This window comes from Alteromonas sp. CyTr2 (assembly GCF_947311905.1).
In the GTDB taxonomy this organism is placed as follows: Bacteria; Pseudomonadota; Gammaproteobacteria; order Enterobacterales; family Alteromonadaceae; genus Alteromonas; species Alteromonas macleodii.
The window spans coordinates 1-15752 of the sequence record NZ_CAMZMZ010000022.1; the positions used below are offsets into that span (position 1 = coordinate 1).

Genomic DNA, 15752 nt, shown 5'->3' on the forward strand with positions numbered 1-15752 from the left:
GCCTGAGTCCGATACAATATCGAAATCAGACCTTGGTTGCCGCTTAGAAATGAGTCCAACTTAATGGGGTCACTTCAATGAGCGGTTTTTTTTGATAATTAATTAGCTGCGCCTGCTGTCAGTTACGCTAATTCAGCGATTACAGGTGAAACCGCTCTACTGCTTTTCTCAAGCTCTCAGTTTGCGCATCCAACAACATTGTCGACTCGTTCGACTGGCGCGTGCTTTGCGCACTGGAGTCGGCTAAAGCAACTATGCGGTTCAAACTTTTCGCAACATCACCAAGTAAAACATCTTGTTGTTCGGTATCAGCCACAATGTGTTCATTAATATCGCTTAACCGCTCAATGATTTCTCTAATACTCTCTACTTGTTGAGATACTTGCTGGGTAATTTCCACCCCTTCTTGCGCTTGTTCGCGCCCTGCATTAATAGCTTTTACTGCCTGCGCAGCATCTTTTTGTAAGTTCCCAATCATCTGTTCAATTTCTTCCGTAGAGTCATGGGTGCGGTTAGCTAGCGTTCGCACTTCATCCGCAACAACCGCAAAGCCTCTACCTTGTTCACCAGCTCTTGCAGCTTCAATGGCTGCATTCAATGCTAACAAGTTGGTTTGCTCTGCAATCGTTTTAATCACGTCTAAGATACTGCCAATATTGCGAGAGTTGTCGTCCAAACGATTAATGATCTGCGCCGAAGACTCCGCCTGTTTGGCTTGATTACCCACCTGCTGACTGCTTTTTTGTACCAATTGACCAATATCTGTACTTTGCTTTGTTATATCGCGTAGGGCGTCCATTGCTTCATTAATTTGGGCGAGGTTGCTGCGGCTTTTTTCCTGTACATGTTTTGTATTCGTAGACGTTACCGTTACTTGCTCACGTTGCTTGTCTACCTCAGATAAGCTCTTATTACCCAGCTCTACGCTTTCTTTTGTAATGTCTATAAGGCGTTTTTCTTGCTCTAATATATTGCCCACTAGCTCTCGTAAACTATCGGTTAGGCTGTTCACTTTTGCGGAAAGGGCAGAAAACTCGTCATTGCCCTCTTGAGGCAATTTGGTGCTTAAATCCCCTTTACTTAGCTGACTTAAGCCTTTATTGATACGGCCAAGGGGCTTGGAAATACTACGGGTTACAATAACCGCTAAAAATATTGCAGCAACCAAGCCCAGTGCCGCGACAATGATATTGCGCACAAGGTTGGCCTGAACAGATTCAAGAATGGCGTTCTGCCCATCAAGAGATTGCTTCTGGACAGCGTCAAACAAAGTATTAATGTCGGCAAGTGCGGTTTCTAACGCTTCTTTTGCTTCCTTCTGAGCTTTCGCCGCTTTGTCTACTTCAGAAAGTTTTTGTCGCTGCAAAGCAATTAATCCATTTGTGCCGTTTACCGCTTCCATCAGTAAATCATACTGTTCGTTAAAAGAAGCTATCGTACCGCCATCATCTACCCCTGTGGCCAAACGATTTACATAGTCTTTATCTACCTGCAAATTACTCAATTGGTATTCTAAATCTTCAATAATACTCGCACTTTGCGTAGCGTTATCGGTTTCAGCCAGTTCAATGAATGAATCATTCATTGTGAGCAATTTGTTGTCTATTGCAGTACCCGCACCAATTAGCGTTTCAATACTGGGGTTATTTCCCTCTAAATAGGAAAGATCTAGCATTAACGCACTAGCCTCATCGGCCGTCATTAAGACTTTTTCAAGCTGTGCAGCAAGAGCCTTCTCGATATTCATTCGCTCGTTGATAGCGGTATACATGTCGTTACTACTATTAACGTAGGCTAGACTAACGTCGACAGCGTTACTGGCTACCGCGTTATTTGGCATAAGTGAGTTTAAACGAGACAAGTCGTCAGAGAATGCGGAAGATAAAGTATCAAACGTCTCTTTGTTTGCGACCAGCTCTTCTCTATTTTCGACATGATATCCGTTGGCAGTAATCACTGATAAAGAGAGGATCTCAGTCTTTACTTTTACCATGCTGGTCTGAACTGGCATCTTTTGCTCTACAACGTCTTGTGCAGAATCTTTTATTCCGCTAAGACCAAAATAGGAAAGAATACTGGTAAGTAATAATAAGCAGCCGAATAAGCCAAAGCCTAACGTGATTTTATTTATAATTGTTAACTGCATGGGCACTTCCACCAAAAAAACATGCCAAAAAATAAAAAGGGTTGTATCGCCTTTTTAAGTTTAGTTTAACAGGATGTTAATTCAATGCATCAAAAGTTTTATTTATTTTGCACATTTGTTAGATAAATCTTGCACTTACAATCTGGTCAGGCCAGACACCATGCGGGCTGTATCGAAGTAACAATTTTTATCGCACCAGTGCAATGGATAAATTTTCAGCGAGAAAACAAAGTTTCCACGGTTTTGCTTTTAAATTGTTTCAACTTACCTATAATAACCACCAAATACTTATTCACTCGTTCTTAGTAGGTTGTAATGGATCAAAATAAAGAATTGAAAAAAGCAGGGCTAAAAGTCACTCTGCCTCGCCTTAAAATTTTACAAATTCTGCAAGAGCCAGAAAACCAACACATCAGCGCTGAAGACGTTTACAAAATCCTTATCGAACAGGGTGAAGAAATTGGTCTTGCTACCGTGTACCGCGTGTTAAACCAATTTGATGATGCAGGCATTCTCAATCGCCACCATTTCGAAGGTGGAAAATCTGTATTTGAAATCAGTCACAAAGATCACCACGACCACCTTGTGTGTCTGAAGTGTGGCAAGGTCATTGAGTTTGAAGATGACATTATCGAAGAACGCCAAGAGATGATCGCAAAGCAACACAAGATGAAGCTAACGCATCACAGCCTATACTTATACGGTGAGTGTACAGACGGTAACTGCGACAACTTACCTGAATAAGTAACAGTTTTATTCTAGCAAAAGGCCCGCTTTAAGCGGGCCTTTTTTCGTTACGCTTTAAACTTATATGCGTGGTAAGCCTTAATTGCTTTCTCCCACACGTCACCCACTTCCCCTGTGCCAATAGGTTTTCCGTCTACTTCAACTACCGGGGCAACTTCTTTGCTTGAAGAGGTTAACCATACTTCATCTGCCTCCAGCAACTCATCTTTGCTAAACCAAGTTTCTGTAACAACCAGGCCTGCCTGTTTAAATGCTTCAATTGCAATGGCGCGAGTAATACCGGGAAGAAGTTCATGGTTTAAGGGGGGCGTAGATATACATCCGTCTTTCACCATAAACACGTTGCATGAACTTGCCTCGGTTATCATACCTTCGCTGTTGTACAAAATAGTTTCGTTAACGCCTGCGTCAACACCTGCTTGATAGTGCATTACATTGCCTAACAAGGATGTGGATTTGATATGGCAGCGTTGCCACCTTTTATCCTGTTGAAGCGCAACTTTGAAAGGCCTTGCTTCAGATTTTGCTGTGGGCTGTGGTGGCGCTATTTCAAAAGCAAACCCGAACACCGTAGGTGCTATATTCTTAGGGTATGCATGAAAACGTTTTGTATCGGTGCCACGGCTTACGTGGAAATAAACACCAATGTTTCCGCTTTCTATAAATGCTTTGTTTTTTTCGACCAAGCTGGTCAAAATGTCTTGCCATTCTTCTGCTGAATAAGGGTTAGCGATTTCAATAGCTTTAAGGCCTTGCGCCATACGCGAAGTGTGCCCCTTGAAGCCTACTGCGCTACCAGAATACGTTGGAATGACTTCATAAATACCATCACCAAAAAGGAAGCCTCTGTCCATCGGAGAAATTTTAGCCTCAGAAAGAGGCATATACTCACCGTTTAAAAACGCAATCGTCACAATATTTCTCCTTGTAGTCGGCGACGCCTACTTGTCATCAGTAGCCAGTCTGCCCTTGCTTCTTCTTCATGTTGAAAAACAAAATTCACTTTTTCGCCTGGCACGGCTTGGGCCAAGCGACTTATATCACAGGGGCTTACACAGCCAAGTTTTGGATAACCCCCTAATGTTTGTCTGTCGCGCATCATTACAATAGGCTGCCCGTCGCCGGGAACTTGAATTGCACCTAAATGAATTGCCTCTGAGCGCATGTTTTCTATATCGGCTGTAACTGATTCACCGGTCAACCTAAAGCCCATGCGATCGATAGCCGATGAAACCGTATAGCTGCTTGTTTCAAACGTGCGTAAAGCAACAGCGCTAAAACTCGAAAACTGATACCCGGGAATAACCCGAATAGACTCTAAAAAACCATAGTTGTCTATGTGCTGCCGCGAGAGAGTGCGCATTCTAGCGGTGCTTTTAATTCTGCTGTTAGCTGAAATGTCGATGCAATCGCCATCTTTTAACGCGCATCCCTTACCATCCAACCCACCAAGTTGTTCGCGTACTACCGTACATGCACTCCCTACCGCTTTTGGCACATGCCAATTTCCACCTATTGCCAAATAGGCTTTGCTACCAAGTAGAGCGCTGCCAAACGTAATAGTTGCACCTGCCGGTACATGTTGGCTCTGGTATGTTGCTTTAACGTTTCCATCTACGTCGAGTGACGGTTCCCTGCCAGTCACAGCAATAATACAATCTTCATCAACCCGTAATCGCATTTCACCAATCGCTTCGAAGCATGGCGTACCGTCTAAATTGAAGGCTAGAAAATTGGCCCAATCATAGGCGTTACTATCCATAGGGCCTGATTCACAAAATCCATCCCGTTGTCGCCCTACCCGTCCGTTATCTATGATAAGGCTAAACAATCCTTTACTGAGTACTTCAATTCTCATCGCTCAACCTGCAATCCTGCTCTATATTCCTGTTCAGTAACTGAAACAAACCTAACCACATCACCTGCTTTTAACCGCGCTTCACTTTGCTCATTTTTATGAATGAGCATGTCGAATGCTGTAAGCCCCAATAAATTCCATCCTCCAGGTGATTCACTGGGGTAGACAGCAGTTTGCCTGTCAGCGATTGCAACCGCACCTTTAGGTACGCGTTTGCGCGGTGTGCCTAGTCGCGCACATTTGAGCGCTTCTGGAATATCACCCATATAGGCAAAGCCCGGAGAAAAACCCACTGCGTATACTTTATAAGTCGTGCTAGTGTGCAATTCGATAATCTCTTCAATAGACAGTGACGTTTTCTTACTCACTACACTTAAATCACTTGCATTAGGCGCACCGTACCAAACAGGAATTTCAATCACGGCGCTACTTTCATTCTCTTTTGCTTGCAAAGAGAATGATTGCAGGCTCATGTCTTCAGCGCTTAGATTACTTATGGCACGGTATACACCGTGGCTATCAATTAATGCCATATCAAAAATAATCAACAGGCTGTCATAGGAAGGCACACACTCACGCAGCCAAGCCCACGAATCGCTTCCCTTTTTGCTATCTATCGCTGCCAGCATGTGATGACAGGCATTATTCGCGTCGTCCAGGTTTGCGCCATCAAAGTACAAAATAATGGCGTCTGCACTTGCTGTAACTATTCGCTTAATGCGACCGAAAGCTTGCATCTACTGTCCTTGTTATTTAAACGGCTGTCATTGCTTGGTTCTGAGTACTTGGTTTTAGATATACAACTCTCAGCACAACAATGGGTAATAGCCTCTTGTATTGTTCTTGTAAAATGTGTTTTTTATGAGGCAGGTTTATAGAAATGTTCTGATTTTCTTTGCAATATTCACCGCCCCTTTAGTATCACCATGAACACACAGAGAATCCGCTTCTATTGCAAGTGTTGCTCCCGAGGATGTCGTTACTGTTCCCGATGATATAAGTTGTTTAGCTTGAAGCAATGCGTCGCTCTCGCTTAACACGGCACCTTTGATCAAGCGAGATTGCAGTAAACCTTCATCGGTATAACGCCTGTCTGAAAACGCTTCAAAATACAACGGCAGCCCCCACTCTTGCGCAGCTTCTTTAAGCGCTGTATTTTGCGACGTAGCCTGTACCATTAGCGCAAGGGGCGAATCTAACGACTGCATATTTATTTCAGCTATGCTTTGCATTACTGTGCGCATGACAGCTGTATCTTTCATCATATCATTGTAAAGCGCACCATGAGGTTTCACATAGCTAACGTTGGCCCCGCAAGCCTTTGCCATTCCACTCAATGCACTCACTTGATATTGGATCATAGCGCTGAGTTCATCAGCAGCGATCGCCATACTTCTGCGACCAAATCCCTGTAAGTCTGGATAGGCTGGATGGGCACCTATGACCACGTCATGTTGTTTAGCTGACAGAATAGCCTGCTTCATGACTAACGGATCACCCGCATGAAAACCACATGCAATGTTGGCCTGATCAATTTCTGCCATAATGGCCACGTCCACCGGCATAGACCATGCGCCAAAACTCTCACCTAAATCGCAATTTAACTTCATAATGGTTTAGCTCTTACGTTCATTCCAGTATCATGTTACCTGTTCTTTTTAAAAAGTCAGTGCTGATGATAAATATTGGAAAAATTAATACATTACGCGTGGTAGCCCAATACCCTTTTGGCTACGCTTTAGCGCCACTTGTCGAAAACAACGACGAAAACGACTGCGTAATAGAAATAGATGATGCTGAAGAGCTGCAAACTGTGACCCTTGCGATTGACGAAGTAGAAACTTCCCTCGCAGAAGGACAACAGATAGACGTATTTGTAGCCACAGATCAGCGCGGCGATCTCTATGCCACCATGAAGAAACCTTTGATTCAAGTTGGTGAAACTAAGGTACTTAAAGCGGTGTCTGCCACAAACTTTGGTGCATTTTTCGACTGGGGTTTAGACAATGACCTTTTAATGCCCAACGACTACCAAGCCCAACCTGTTAATCCAGGTATGTACTATGTTGTTCACACCTTTTTTGATGATAAAACCCAGCGTATTTTAGGTGCTACCAAGCTTCACTATTTTCTAAAGGAAAGTAGTGCCTATCTCAACGAGGGCGACACAGTGCAATGCTTGGTTTATGCCAAAACTGATTTAGGTTTTAAGGTCGTTATCAATGAAAAAAGCTTAGGTCTTATTTTCCATAGCGATGCATTTAAGCCACTTAAAGTCGGGCAAGCTACTGAAGGGGTAATTAAAACAATTCGTGACGATGGCAAGGTGGATGTAGCCCTTCAGCGCGTAGACAAAGGTGGCCGTGATGCACTTCAACAAGCCATTTTGGATGACTTAGAAGCCCACGGTGGCATTTCTACGCTAACAGATAAAAGTGCGCCAGAAGCCATTTACTCTCATTTTAACGTGAGTAAAGCCGCGTATAAAAAAGCGTTAGGGGCGTTATATAAGCAAAAGAAAATCACGCTTAGCCCAGATGCTGTTCGCCTTAACAAATAAACGCACATGTCACAGCTGCATTGAAGCGCTAAACTGGCCTGTCTTGCAGCTTCCTTTTTTATTTTTATGACATTAGGACAAACAATGAAAGCACGTGTTTCTTGGGATCAAGATTTAACTTTTACAGGAACTACAGACAGCGGTTACAAAACGGTGATGGACGGCAGCGGTAAGGCTGTATCTCCGATGGAATCAGTGCTGTTGGCAGTTGGTGCATGTTCAAGTATTGACGTGGTAGATATTCTTAAAAAAGGGCGCTTTAACATTGAAGCCTGTAACTGTGAATTAGAAGCTGAACGCGCTGAAGAGCCGCCTCGTGTATTTACTAAAATTCACGCGCATTACACAGTGTCAGGTGAAGGCATTAGTGAAAAGGCCCTTGCTCGCGCTGTGCAGCTTTCTGCAGAAAAATACTGTTCCGTCATGCTAATGCTAACGGGTAATGTTGAGATCACTACAAGCTATACTTTGGTTTAATAAACTATAGTAGAACCAGCCTCTTTTTAGCGATTCTCGCTAAGCATTAGTAGAAAAGGCCAACCACTTGGGTTGGCTTTTTCGTTGAAACTGTTTGCTACACTCATAAGTGATTGATATTATTAACAATTAACATTAGTTAACATCTTTGGCATATTAGCTGCTGTATATGGTCATTATTATATAACGACAACTACGTTAGGGTTATTGACCATGGAAACTACAACGCACAGCAACACCTCTTTTTCACCATCACATTCTTTATTACCGTTTTCGCCAACATCACTCAAATTACTTGTTGGAAGCGGTATTGTTGCCCTCTCTCTCTCGATGACAGCATGTTCTGATGCTGATGCCATTAATGACCAAGCCAACGCCACCGAAGTTGAAGAAACCGTTTTTGCTATTCCCGTTGAAACCCAAACCATTGTTACTGGCGACATTACGTCCACTTACGACACAACCGCTATTTTAGAAGCCCGTGAAGAAGCATTTGTGGTTGCGCGAGCATCTGGAATTATCGAAGAAATCTTCGTAGAAGAAGGTGATTATGTTGAAAAAGGCCAGGTACTGGCACAGCTTGATAAACGCCGCTACGAGCTGAACTTATCAAAAGCTTTGGCTGATTTAGCTGGTATTGAAAGCGAACTAGAAAAGGTCAACAAAGTCTATTCCAAAAAGCTTATCAGCGATGACACTTACGACAAGCTCACTTCGCAATTTGAATCAGCAAAAGCATCTGTACGCTTGGCTGAACTTGATTTGAAAGAAGCAACGATCACAGCCCCAATTGATGGATACATTGCAGAGCGAAACGCAAAAGTAGGTAACTTAACCGAATCGTTCCAACGGGAGAGAATGTTCCATATCGTTCAGCAACGTAATCTTCAAGGCATTGTGTATCTGCCTGAAAATGAGCTACCTAACGTAGTGATTGGACAAGGTGCAATGCTTACCGTGGCGGCTTTAGGCGACAGGAGTATCACCGCGAGTGTTGAACGTATAAGCCCGGTCATCGATGCGACCACAGGCACGTTCAAAGTAACCTTAAAAGTACCTAACGAAGATAACAAACTTAAAGCCGGCATGTTTACCGATGTGTCACTTGAGTACGCAACACATGCTAACGCCACGTTGTTGCCTCGTAGAGCGCTAGTTACCATCGATAATAATCATAGTGTATTCGTTGTCGACAACGGCAAAGTTAAAAAAGTTGATATTTCTACAGGTTTTGAAAACAACGAAGTCGTTGAAGTTATTAATGGTTTAAACGGTAATGAAGAAGTGGTTACCGCAGGCCACCAAAACTTGAAAGACAGCGCCCCTGTTGAAGTAGTTAACAGCTAATTCGGCCCAACAAGGAACTCACACAATGCGTATTGTAGATATTGCTGTAAAGCGCCCTGTTGCCGTTAGTATGTTCACTTTTGCGGTATTGCTATTTGGTATGGTGTCGTTAGGCAGACTGTCGGTTAACCTACTGCCTGACTTATCTTACCCTACTCTCACCATTCGTACTGACTACGACGGTGCAGCGCCAGGCGAAGTCGAACAACTGGTTTCAAAGCCCATTGAAGAAGCCATTGGCGTAGTAAAAGGCGTACGTAAAGTTACGTCCACATCGCGCGCAGGCCAGTCTGACGTAGTGCTTTCATTTGCATGGGGTACTGACATGGATTTCGCGAGCTTAGAAGTGCGCGAAAAACTCGATGTTTTACAACTTCCCCTTGATATAGAAAAGCCAAGACTCCTTCGTTTTAACCCAAGTCTAGACCCGGTAATTAAACTGGGGCTGACGGCACAAAGCGATACGTCAAGTTTAAGCGTAGCGCAAATGAAGCGATTACGTTTATATGCCGAACAACAGGTAAAACGAGCTTTAGAGTCGGTAGAAGGTGTGGCAGCCGTGCGCGTTGGCGGTGGTTTAGAAAACGAGATACACATTCTTATCGACCAGCAGAAAGCCAGTCAGCTGTCTATTCCTATTACCCGTATTATTGACCGGGTCAGTGCTGAAAACATTAACGCGGCCGGCGGTCGAATTGATAACGCAGCTCAGGCGTTTTTGGTCAGAACCCTGAATCAGTTTGAAACACTGAGCGATATCGAAAACCTTTTCATTGGGCGTTTTGAAGGCAGAAACATTCAACTTAAAGACGTGGCAACGGTTGAGAGTGCTTATAAAGATCGTGATGTGGTAACGCGCTTTAACGGCAATGAAGGCATTGAAATTGCCATTTATAAAGAAGGCGATGCTAATGCGGTTAACGTTGCGCAAAAAGTGGCTAGCCGGTTAAATGAGGTCAACAACAACTTGCCTTCAAACTACACGCTTAGCGAAATTTATGACCAAAGCGTGTTCATTAAGCAAGCTATAGATAACGTAAAATCAGCGGCAGTGATGGGCGGTATTTTAGCCATGTTAGTGCTGTATCTTTTTCTTAAAGACTTCTGGGCTACCGTTATTATCTCGGTTTCTATTCCGGTATCAGTAATTGCTACCTTTAATCTAATGTATGCCAACGATATAAGCTTAAACATGATGAGCTTAGGTGGTATCGCGCTGGCTGTTGGATTATTAGTAGATAACAGCATTGTTGTGCTTGAAAATATCGATCGCCATAAAAAATTAAAAGTGGCTGGGAGTGATAACGCTACAGCTAATGAAAAAACGACGGCAGAAGCCACAGACACTGAGGCATCTGCCGCCAGTGAAGGCACAAAAGAAGTCTCTGGCGCAATTGTGGCTTCGACACTGACCACTATGGCCGTGTTTGTGCCGCTAATATTTGTAGAAGGTATTGCAGGTCAGCTGTTTAAAGATCAAGCGTTAACCGTGTCGTTCGCTTTGGCAGCATCGCTTGTTGTTGCGCTCACACTTATCCCTGCGATGGCACATAAGAAGAAAAAGCAACAGCTAGACCACGAAGATGTGTTTACTACACCAGCGCCTACCCCTCCTACGTCGACGTTTGGCAAAGTTATGTATTACGTTACCCTGCCAGTTCGTTGGGTATTCAGACTTATCTTTGTATTTTTACCTGCAGCTTTGGTCACCTTGGTGATTGGCGCATGGCATATCGTCAGCAAATTATTAAGCGTTGCGTTTAAACCACTTATCTGGGTATTTAACAAAGCGTTTGACCTTCTCGCTTCTGCTTATGAAAAACTGCTGCGCGTAAGTCTTAAAGCCAAAGCGCTGGTGTTAGCTACTGCCTTTATTCTTGCTGCTGGCGCGATAATGCTTGTACCAAAACTAGGTATGGAACTTATTCCTACCCTGTCACAAGGAGAATTTTCGGTAGAGGTGACCCTTCCTGCGGGCTCGCCACTGGCGCGTACCGACGCTATTATCAGCGAGCTTGCTGCGGTTGCAGTAAATAACAATGATGGCGGCGAAACCAAGGTGCTTCGCACCTATGCCATGTCTGGTACGGGTAGCCTTATAAGCGCCGCGCCTAATCAGGGTGGCGATCATTGGGGCCGCTTAAACATTGTCATGCAGCCTTCGGCGACAGCTGCCGATATGGACGCGGTAAAGCGTGCCCTTCGTGATTACCTAGCCTTTAAACCTCAGGTTCAGGCAACGTTTTCAGAGCCTGAGCTTTTTAGCTTTGCATCGCCTATTCAAATTGAAATTGCGGGTTACGACCTCAATCAATTACAGCAGTATGGCGACGCCATTGCTACCAAACTAGCCAGTTTTAATAATTTTGCAGACGTAACGACCAGCATTCGTGACGGAAACCCAGAGCTTAAAATAGCCTTCCATCACGCCAAACTTGCTCGCCTTGAGCTTGATGCATCAACCGTTTCTCAGCTTATTGCGGCCAAAGTAGGTGGCCGTGTCGCTACACAGTATAGTGTTGAAGACAGAAAGGTAGATGTGCTAGTAAGAACCCAAGAAAACCAGCGAGATGACATCGCCAGCGTGCGCGCCATTGTTGTTAACCCAGGCTCTGCACAACCTATTCCATTAAGTGCCGTTGCAGACGTATACATGAGTGTAGGTCCTAGCGAAATCACCCGCGTTGGACAGCAGCGTGTAGCGCTGGTATCTGCGAATTTAGCCAAAGGTAAGCTTGATGAAGCGGTTGCCGTTGCTAATAAAGTCATTGATGAAACCCAACTTCCTCTATCTTTAAGTGCAACAGTAACTGGACAAAGTGAAGACATGCAAAGCAGCTTCCGTTCGCTACAGTTTGCCCTAGCACTTGCGGTGTTCATGGTGTATTTGGTTATGGCGTCTCAGTTTGAGTCGTTACTGCACCCACTGCTTATTTTATTCGCTGTGCCGCTTGCTGGCGCGGGTTCTGTGTATGGATTGTGGCTTACCAATACGCCGCTAAACGTGGTGGTATTTATCGGTTTAATTATGCTGTGCGGTATTGTAGTGAATAACGCTATTGTATTAGTTGACCGTATAAATCAGTTACGCCGTCAAGGAGTAGATAAAGACACCGCTATTCTAGATGCTGCAAAGACCCGCCTGCGCCCTATTGTGATGACCACACTTACTACGGTACTGGGTTTATTGCCTATGGCGTTTGGTTTTGGTGAAGGTGCTGAAATTCGCACGCCAATGGCCATCACCGTTATTTACGGCCTTCTGTTTGCAAGCTTGCTCACCCTCATTTTACTTCCAGTGCTTTATAGCCTGTTCGACGTTAAGAAGAAAGCGCCTGTGAAAGATAATTCTCGTGAAAACGTAGGCTTTGGTGACAAGGAAGCAATGTCGAAAGGAGGTGTATTATGAGTACACCTTCTCACGACGCTAATAACAGTTCTGAAACCAATACTGACAAGCGCCAAACACGTGACCCGAGTCAACGCGAGACAGACATAGCTTCACAGCCGTACCTTTCAAAAATTGCAGGTATAGGCGCTGGACTTGCACGCTTTGCGTTAAATAAGCCCGTTACCATCGGAATGCTGTTTTTGTCTATGTTGCTGTTCGGTATTGTATCTGGCCGCTTATTACCCCTTGAAAAGTTCCCTGGGATTGATATTCCAGAAATGGTAGTGCAGATCCCCTACCCTGATGCAACGCCTGTAGAGATTGAAACGATGATAACCCGTCCGGTTGAAGAAGCTGTTGCTACCATGTCGGGGATAAAGCGATTAAGGGCGCGGTCGTACGACAATATGGCTGAGGTCATTGTAGAGTTCGACTGGGATGAAAACCTTAAAGCCAAAAGTATTGAAGCGCGGGAAAAGATTGACGCTATTCGCCACGAGCTTCCTGACGATATAGAGCGGATCATGGTGTATAAATTTAACACCAACGATATGCCTATATTCCAGCTGCGTGTATCGAGCGACCGCGACTTATCGAATGCTTACGACTTGCTTGAGCGTAACCTTAAGCGTCCTCTAGAGCGCGTTCCGGGTGTATCGAAAGTCGAGCTATACGGCACCATGAAGCGTCAAATTACTATTCGCTTAGATCCTAAGAAAATGGCGGCCTACCAAATAGACGGTACACGCTTAGAGCAGCAGCTTCTAAACGCAAACTTCTCGCTAACCGCGGGCTACATGTACAATAACGGTGAAAAAATTCTGGTTAACCCAACTGGCGAATTTACCGATGTAAACGATTTTAAAAATATGTGGGTTACTCGCAGCGTTCGCTTGTCTGATATTGCCAGCGTGACTTACGAGCTTCCTCAACGCAACGAAGGACGTCATTTAGATCGCACCTTTGCGGTAGGCTTTAACGTATTTCGCGAATCGGGCAGCAATCTTGTAGAAGTTTCCGACGCGGTAATGAAAGTTATCGAAAAAGCCAAGGAAGACCCTGAGTTTACAGGCATTAGTTTATTTGTAATGGACGACACCGCGAAAAGCGTAACTTCGTCGCTGAGCGATTTGCTAAACGCTGGCCTTTTAGGTGCGTTACTTTCAGTTATTGTGCTGTACTTATTCTTGCGCCAGCTTACCACCACCTTAATCGTGGTGCTTTCTGTACCATTCTCAATTTGTATTACCTTAGGTGTGATGTATCTATTAGGTTATACACTCAACATCTTATCGTTAATGGGCCTCATGCTAGCGGTAGGTATGCTGGTAGACAACGCCGTTGTGATCACTGAAAGCGTATTTCAAGAACGCCAACAAGAGGGAGACATTAAGCGAGCCACCCAGATTGGTGTAAACAAAGTCAGTCTTGCAGTCATTGCCGGAACTGCAACCACGGCAATAGTGTTTTTACCTAATATTATTGGGGTAAAAATAGACGTGACTATTTTCCTAGAGCACGTTGCTGTGGCTATCTGTATATCTCTGTTCGCGTCGCTTTTCATTGCTAAAACACTTATTCCCTTGCTGACAACTAAGGTAAAGATCCCTGTTGTAAAAACGCCTAAAACACCGTCCTACATAAAAGGCTATGGTCGTGCGCTTAACTGGATGTTGAAACACCAGGGCGTAACTTGTGTTATTGCTCTGCTTATTCTCGCGTCGACCTTTGTGCCTATGCAGGTGGTTACGTCTGACGATGAGGGTAACGACAATCAAGAGCGCATTTGGCTTAATTACCATGTGACGCAAAACTTCACCTTGGATGAAGTGGAAAAAACCGTAAATAAAATGGAAGCTTATCTTTATGAAAACCAAGAACGCTTTCACATTAAGCAGGTATATACCTATTTTACTGCTGGCCATGCGGTAAGTGGTATCACGCTTAATGATGAATTGCCCGTAAGTGTGGGTAAAATTAAGGAGGATATTCGTGAAAACATGCCTTCATTTGTGCGTGCTCGCCCCTCTTTCCAGTGGGATAGCGGCAACGGTGGTGGCGTAAGAGTAACGCTGTTGGGGGAATCTTCAGAAACCTTGCTCACTATTTCAGAGCAAATCATTCCTATTCTTTCCACCATAGATGGGTTGGAAGATGTAAAAGCCGACACGGGATCTACCCGCGATGAGGTTCAAATACGCATAGACAGAGAGAAAGCAAACCGCTTTGGCATACAAGTAAACGATGTGGCTAAACTTATCTCTACGGCACTACGCGGCAGTAATTTACGTACATTCCGCTATGGTGACGCCGGAGAAGTGGCGGTGCAGCTTAAGTTTGGCAGCGATATTCAAGCCTCGCTAAGCGAACTTAAGAACATCAATATTGGGTTTACACAGGGTCAATCGGTAACGCTGAACATGATTGCAGATTTCTCTGTGGTGCCACAGCTTTCGCAAATTAACCGCAACTATCGTCAAACAGCGCTAGCTATTGGTGCAAATCTAGAGGGTGAAACCACCACCGAACAAGCTCGTGAACGCATAGAAAAAGCATTAGCTAATATCGAATTGCCGACAGGCTATAAGTGGACGCTAGACGGCAGCTTCTCTCGCCAGGATGAAGCCAATGCCGTAATGCAAATGAATATGCTATTAGCGCTTTGCATGATATACGTTGTGATGGCCGCGCTGTTTGAATCGCTAATTCTTCCAACATCTGTAATTACGTCACTACTGTTTTCCTTTACAGGTGTTTTTTGGGCATTCATGGTTACAGGCACATCTATGTCTATCATGGGGATGATTGGCATGCTGATTCTGATGGGTATTGTGGTTAACAATGGCATCGTATTGGTAGACAGAATTAATCAGCTCATCAATGAAGGTCTGTCGCTGTATGACGCAGTAATTGAAGGGTGTATGACACGTATCAGGCCTATTCTGATGACAGTAGCCACTACAGTTCTAGGGCTTATTCCACTTGCGATGGGGAGTACTCGAATTGGCGGCGACGGCCCTCCCTATTCGCCAATGGCCATTGCAATCATTGGTGGGCTGGTGTTCTCAACACTAACCAGCTTGTTCTTAGTACCACTTGCTTACGTGTTGCTACTAAAGCTTAGGTTTAAAACGCAACGTTTGTTTAAAACCAGTAAAGCGCGTGTAGCCACGTATATTAAAATCGCTAATTAAGGCGCATTTTAAAGCAAAAAGTAAGACAAAAA

11 protein-coding genes are annotated in these 15752 nt (G+C 44.3%); 6 read left to right on the forward strand and 5 right to left on the reverse strand.

Annotation, left to right across the window (positions count from 1 at the left end; translation table 11 throughout):
- Positions 1-139: 139 nt before the first annotated feature.
- Entirely contained in the window at positions 140-2146 is a 2007-nt protein-coding gene (locus tag QME20_RS12415) for a methyl-accepting chemotaxis protein (RefSeq protein WP_014949740.1), read from the reverse strand.
- Positions 2147-2461: 315 nt separating this feature from the next.
- On the opposite strand from QME20_RS12415, the gene fur reads away from it, so the two are divergent.
- Positions 2462-2890 carry a ferric iron uptake transcriptional regulator gene (gene fur / locus QME20_RS12420; RefSeq protein WP_014949741.1) on the forward strand — a complete coding sequence of 143 codons (429 nt, stop codon included), beginning with the start codon at positions 2462-2464 and terminating at the stop codon, positions 2888-2890.
- A gap of 50 nt (positions 2891-2940) precedes the next feature.
- On the opposite strand, the gene QME20_RS12425 is transcribed toward fur, so the two are convergent.
- The 4 genes from QME20_RS12425 to QME20_RS12440 all read right to left on the reverse strand — a co-directional run bounded on the left by QME20_RS12425 (position 2941) and on the right by QME20_RS12440 (position 6361).
- Entirely contained in the window at positions 2941-3807 is an 867-nt protein-coding gene (locus QME20_RS12425) for a D-amino acid aminotransferase (RefSeq protein ID WP_014949742.1), read from the reverse strand.
- Positions 3804-4751 carry a biotin-dependent carboxyltransferase family protein gene (locus QME20_RS12430; protein ID WP_039225493.1) on the reverse strand — a complete coding sequence of 316 codons (948 nt, stop codon included), beginning with the start codon at positions 4749-4751 and terminating at the stop codon, positions 3804-3806. Before QME20_RS12430 ends, QME20_RS12425 begins: the two co-directional genes overlap by 4 nt.
- Complete coding sequence (gene pxpB / locus QME20_RS12435; RefSeq protein WP_014949744.1) at positions 4748-5488, reverse strand: 5-oxoprolinase subunit PxpB; 741 nt, start codon at positions 5486-5488, stop codon at positions 4748-4750. Before pxpB ends, QME20_RS12430 begins: the two co-directional genes overlap by 4 nt.
- Before the next feature lie 135 nt (positions 5489-5623).
- On the reverse strand, positions 5624-6361 hold the full coding sequence (locus QME20_RS12440; protein ID WP_281716005.1) for a 5-oxoprolinase subunit PxpA: 738 nt from the start codon (positions 6359-6361) through the stop codon (positions 5624-5626).
- Positions 6362-6426: 65 nt separating this feature from the next.
- On the opposite strand from QME20_RS12440, the gene QME20_RS12445 reads away from it, so the two are divergent.
- The 5 genes from QME20_RS12445 to QME20_RS12465 all read left to right on the forward strand — a co-directional run bounded on the left by QME20_RS12445 (position 6427) and on the right by QME20_RS12465 (position 15720).
- Entirely contained in the window at positions 6427-7311 is an 885-nt protein-coding gene (locus QME20_RS12445) for a S1-like domain-containing RNA-binding protein (RefSeq protein WP_014949746.1), read from the forward strand.
- 84 nt (positions 7312-7395) lie between these two features.
- Positions 7396-7788 (forward strand): OsmC family protein, encoded by a 393-nt coding sequence (locus QME20_RS12450; protein WP_014949747.1) that lies wholly within the window; start codon positions 7396-7398, stop codon positions 7786-7788.
- A gap of 213 nt (positions 7789-8001) precedes the next feature.
- Entirely contained in the window at positions 8002-9135 is a 1134-nt protein-coding gene (locus QME20_RS12455; protein ID WP_039225481.1) for an efflux RND transporter periplasmic adaptor subunit, read from the forward strand.
- Positions 9136-9160: 25 nt separating this feature from the next.
- Positions 9161-12544 carry an efflux RND transporter permease subunit gene (locus QME20_RS12460; protein ID WP_281716006.1) on the forward strand — a complete coding sequence of 1128 codons (3384 nt, stop codon included), beginning with the start codon at positions 9161-9163 and terminating at the stop codon, positions 12542-12544.
- Positions 12541-15720: an efflux RND transporter permease subunit gene (locus tag QME20_RS12465; RefSeq protein WP_281716007.1), complete on the forward strand. Its 3180-nt coding sequence runs from the start codon at positions 12541-12543 to the stop codon at positions 15718-15720. The genes QME20_RS12460 and QME20_RS12465 overlap by 4 nt, the downstream gene beginning before the upstream one ends.
- The last annotated feature ends 32 nt before the right edge of the window (positions 15721-15752 follow it).

Bases quoted from the DNA above. Each gene is read 5' to 3' on its own strand.
- pxpB (WP_014949744.1), bottom strand. From the start codon at position 5,488: ATGCAAGCTTTCGGTCGCATTAAGCGAATAGTTACAGCAAGTGCAGAC.
- QME20_RS12415 (WP_014949740.1), bottom strand. From the start codon at position 2,146: ATGCAGTTAACAATTATAAATAAAATCACGTTAGGCTTTGGCTTATTC.
- QME20_RS12450 (WP_014949747.1), top strand. From the start codon at position 7,396: ATGAAAGCACGTGTTTCTTGGGATCAAGATTTAACTTTTACAGGAACT.
- fur (WP_014949741.1), top strand. From the start codon at position 2,462: ATGGATCAAAATAAAGAATTGAAAAAAGCAGGGCTAAAAGTCACTCTG.
- QME20_RS12465 (WP_281716007.1), top strand. From the start codon at position 12,541: ATGAGTACACCTTCTCACGACGCTAATAACAGTTCTGAAACCAATACT.
- QME20_RS12440 (WP_281716005.1), bottom strand. From the start codon at position 6,361: ATGAAGTTAAATTGCGATTTAGGTGAGAGTTTTGGCGCATGGTCTATG.
- QME20_RS12455 (WP_039225481.1), top strand. From the start codon at position 8,002: ATGGAAACTACAACGCACAGCAACACCTCTTTTTCACCATCACATTCT.
- QME20_RS12445 (WP_014949746.1), top strand. From the start codon at position 6,427: ATGATAAATATTGGAAAAATTAATACATTACGCGTGGTAGCCCAATAC.
- QME20_RS12430 (WP_039225493.1), bottom strand. From the start codon at position 4,751: ATGAGAATTGAAGTACTCAGTAAAGGATTGTTTAGCCTTATCATAGAT.
- QME20_RS12460 (WP_281716006.1), top strand. From the start codon at position 9,161: ATGCGTATTGTAGATATTGCTGTAAAGCGCCCTGTTGCCGTTAGTATG.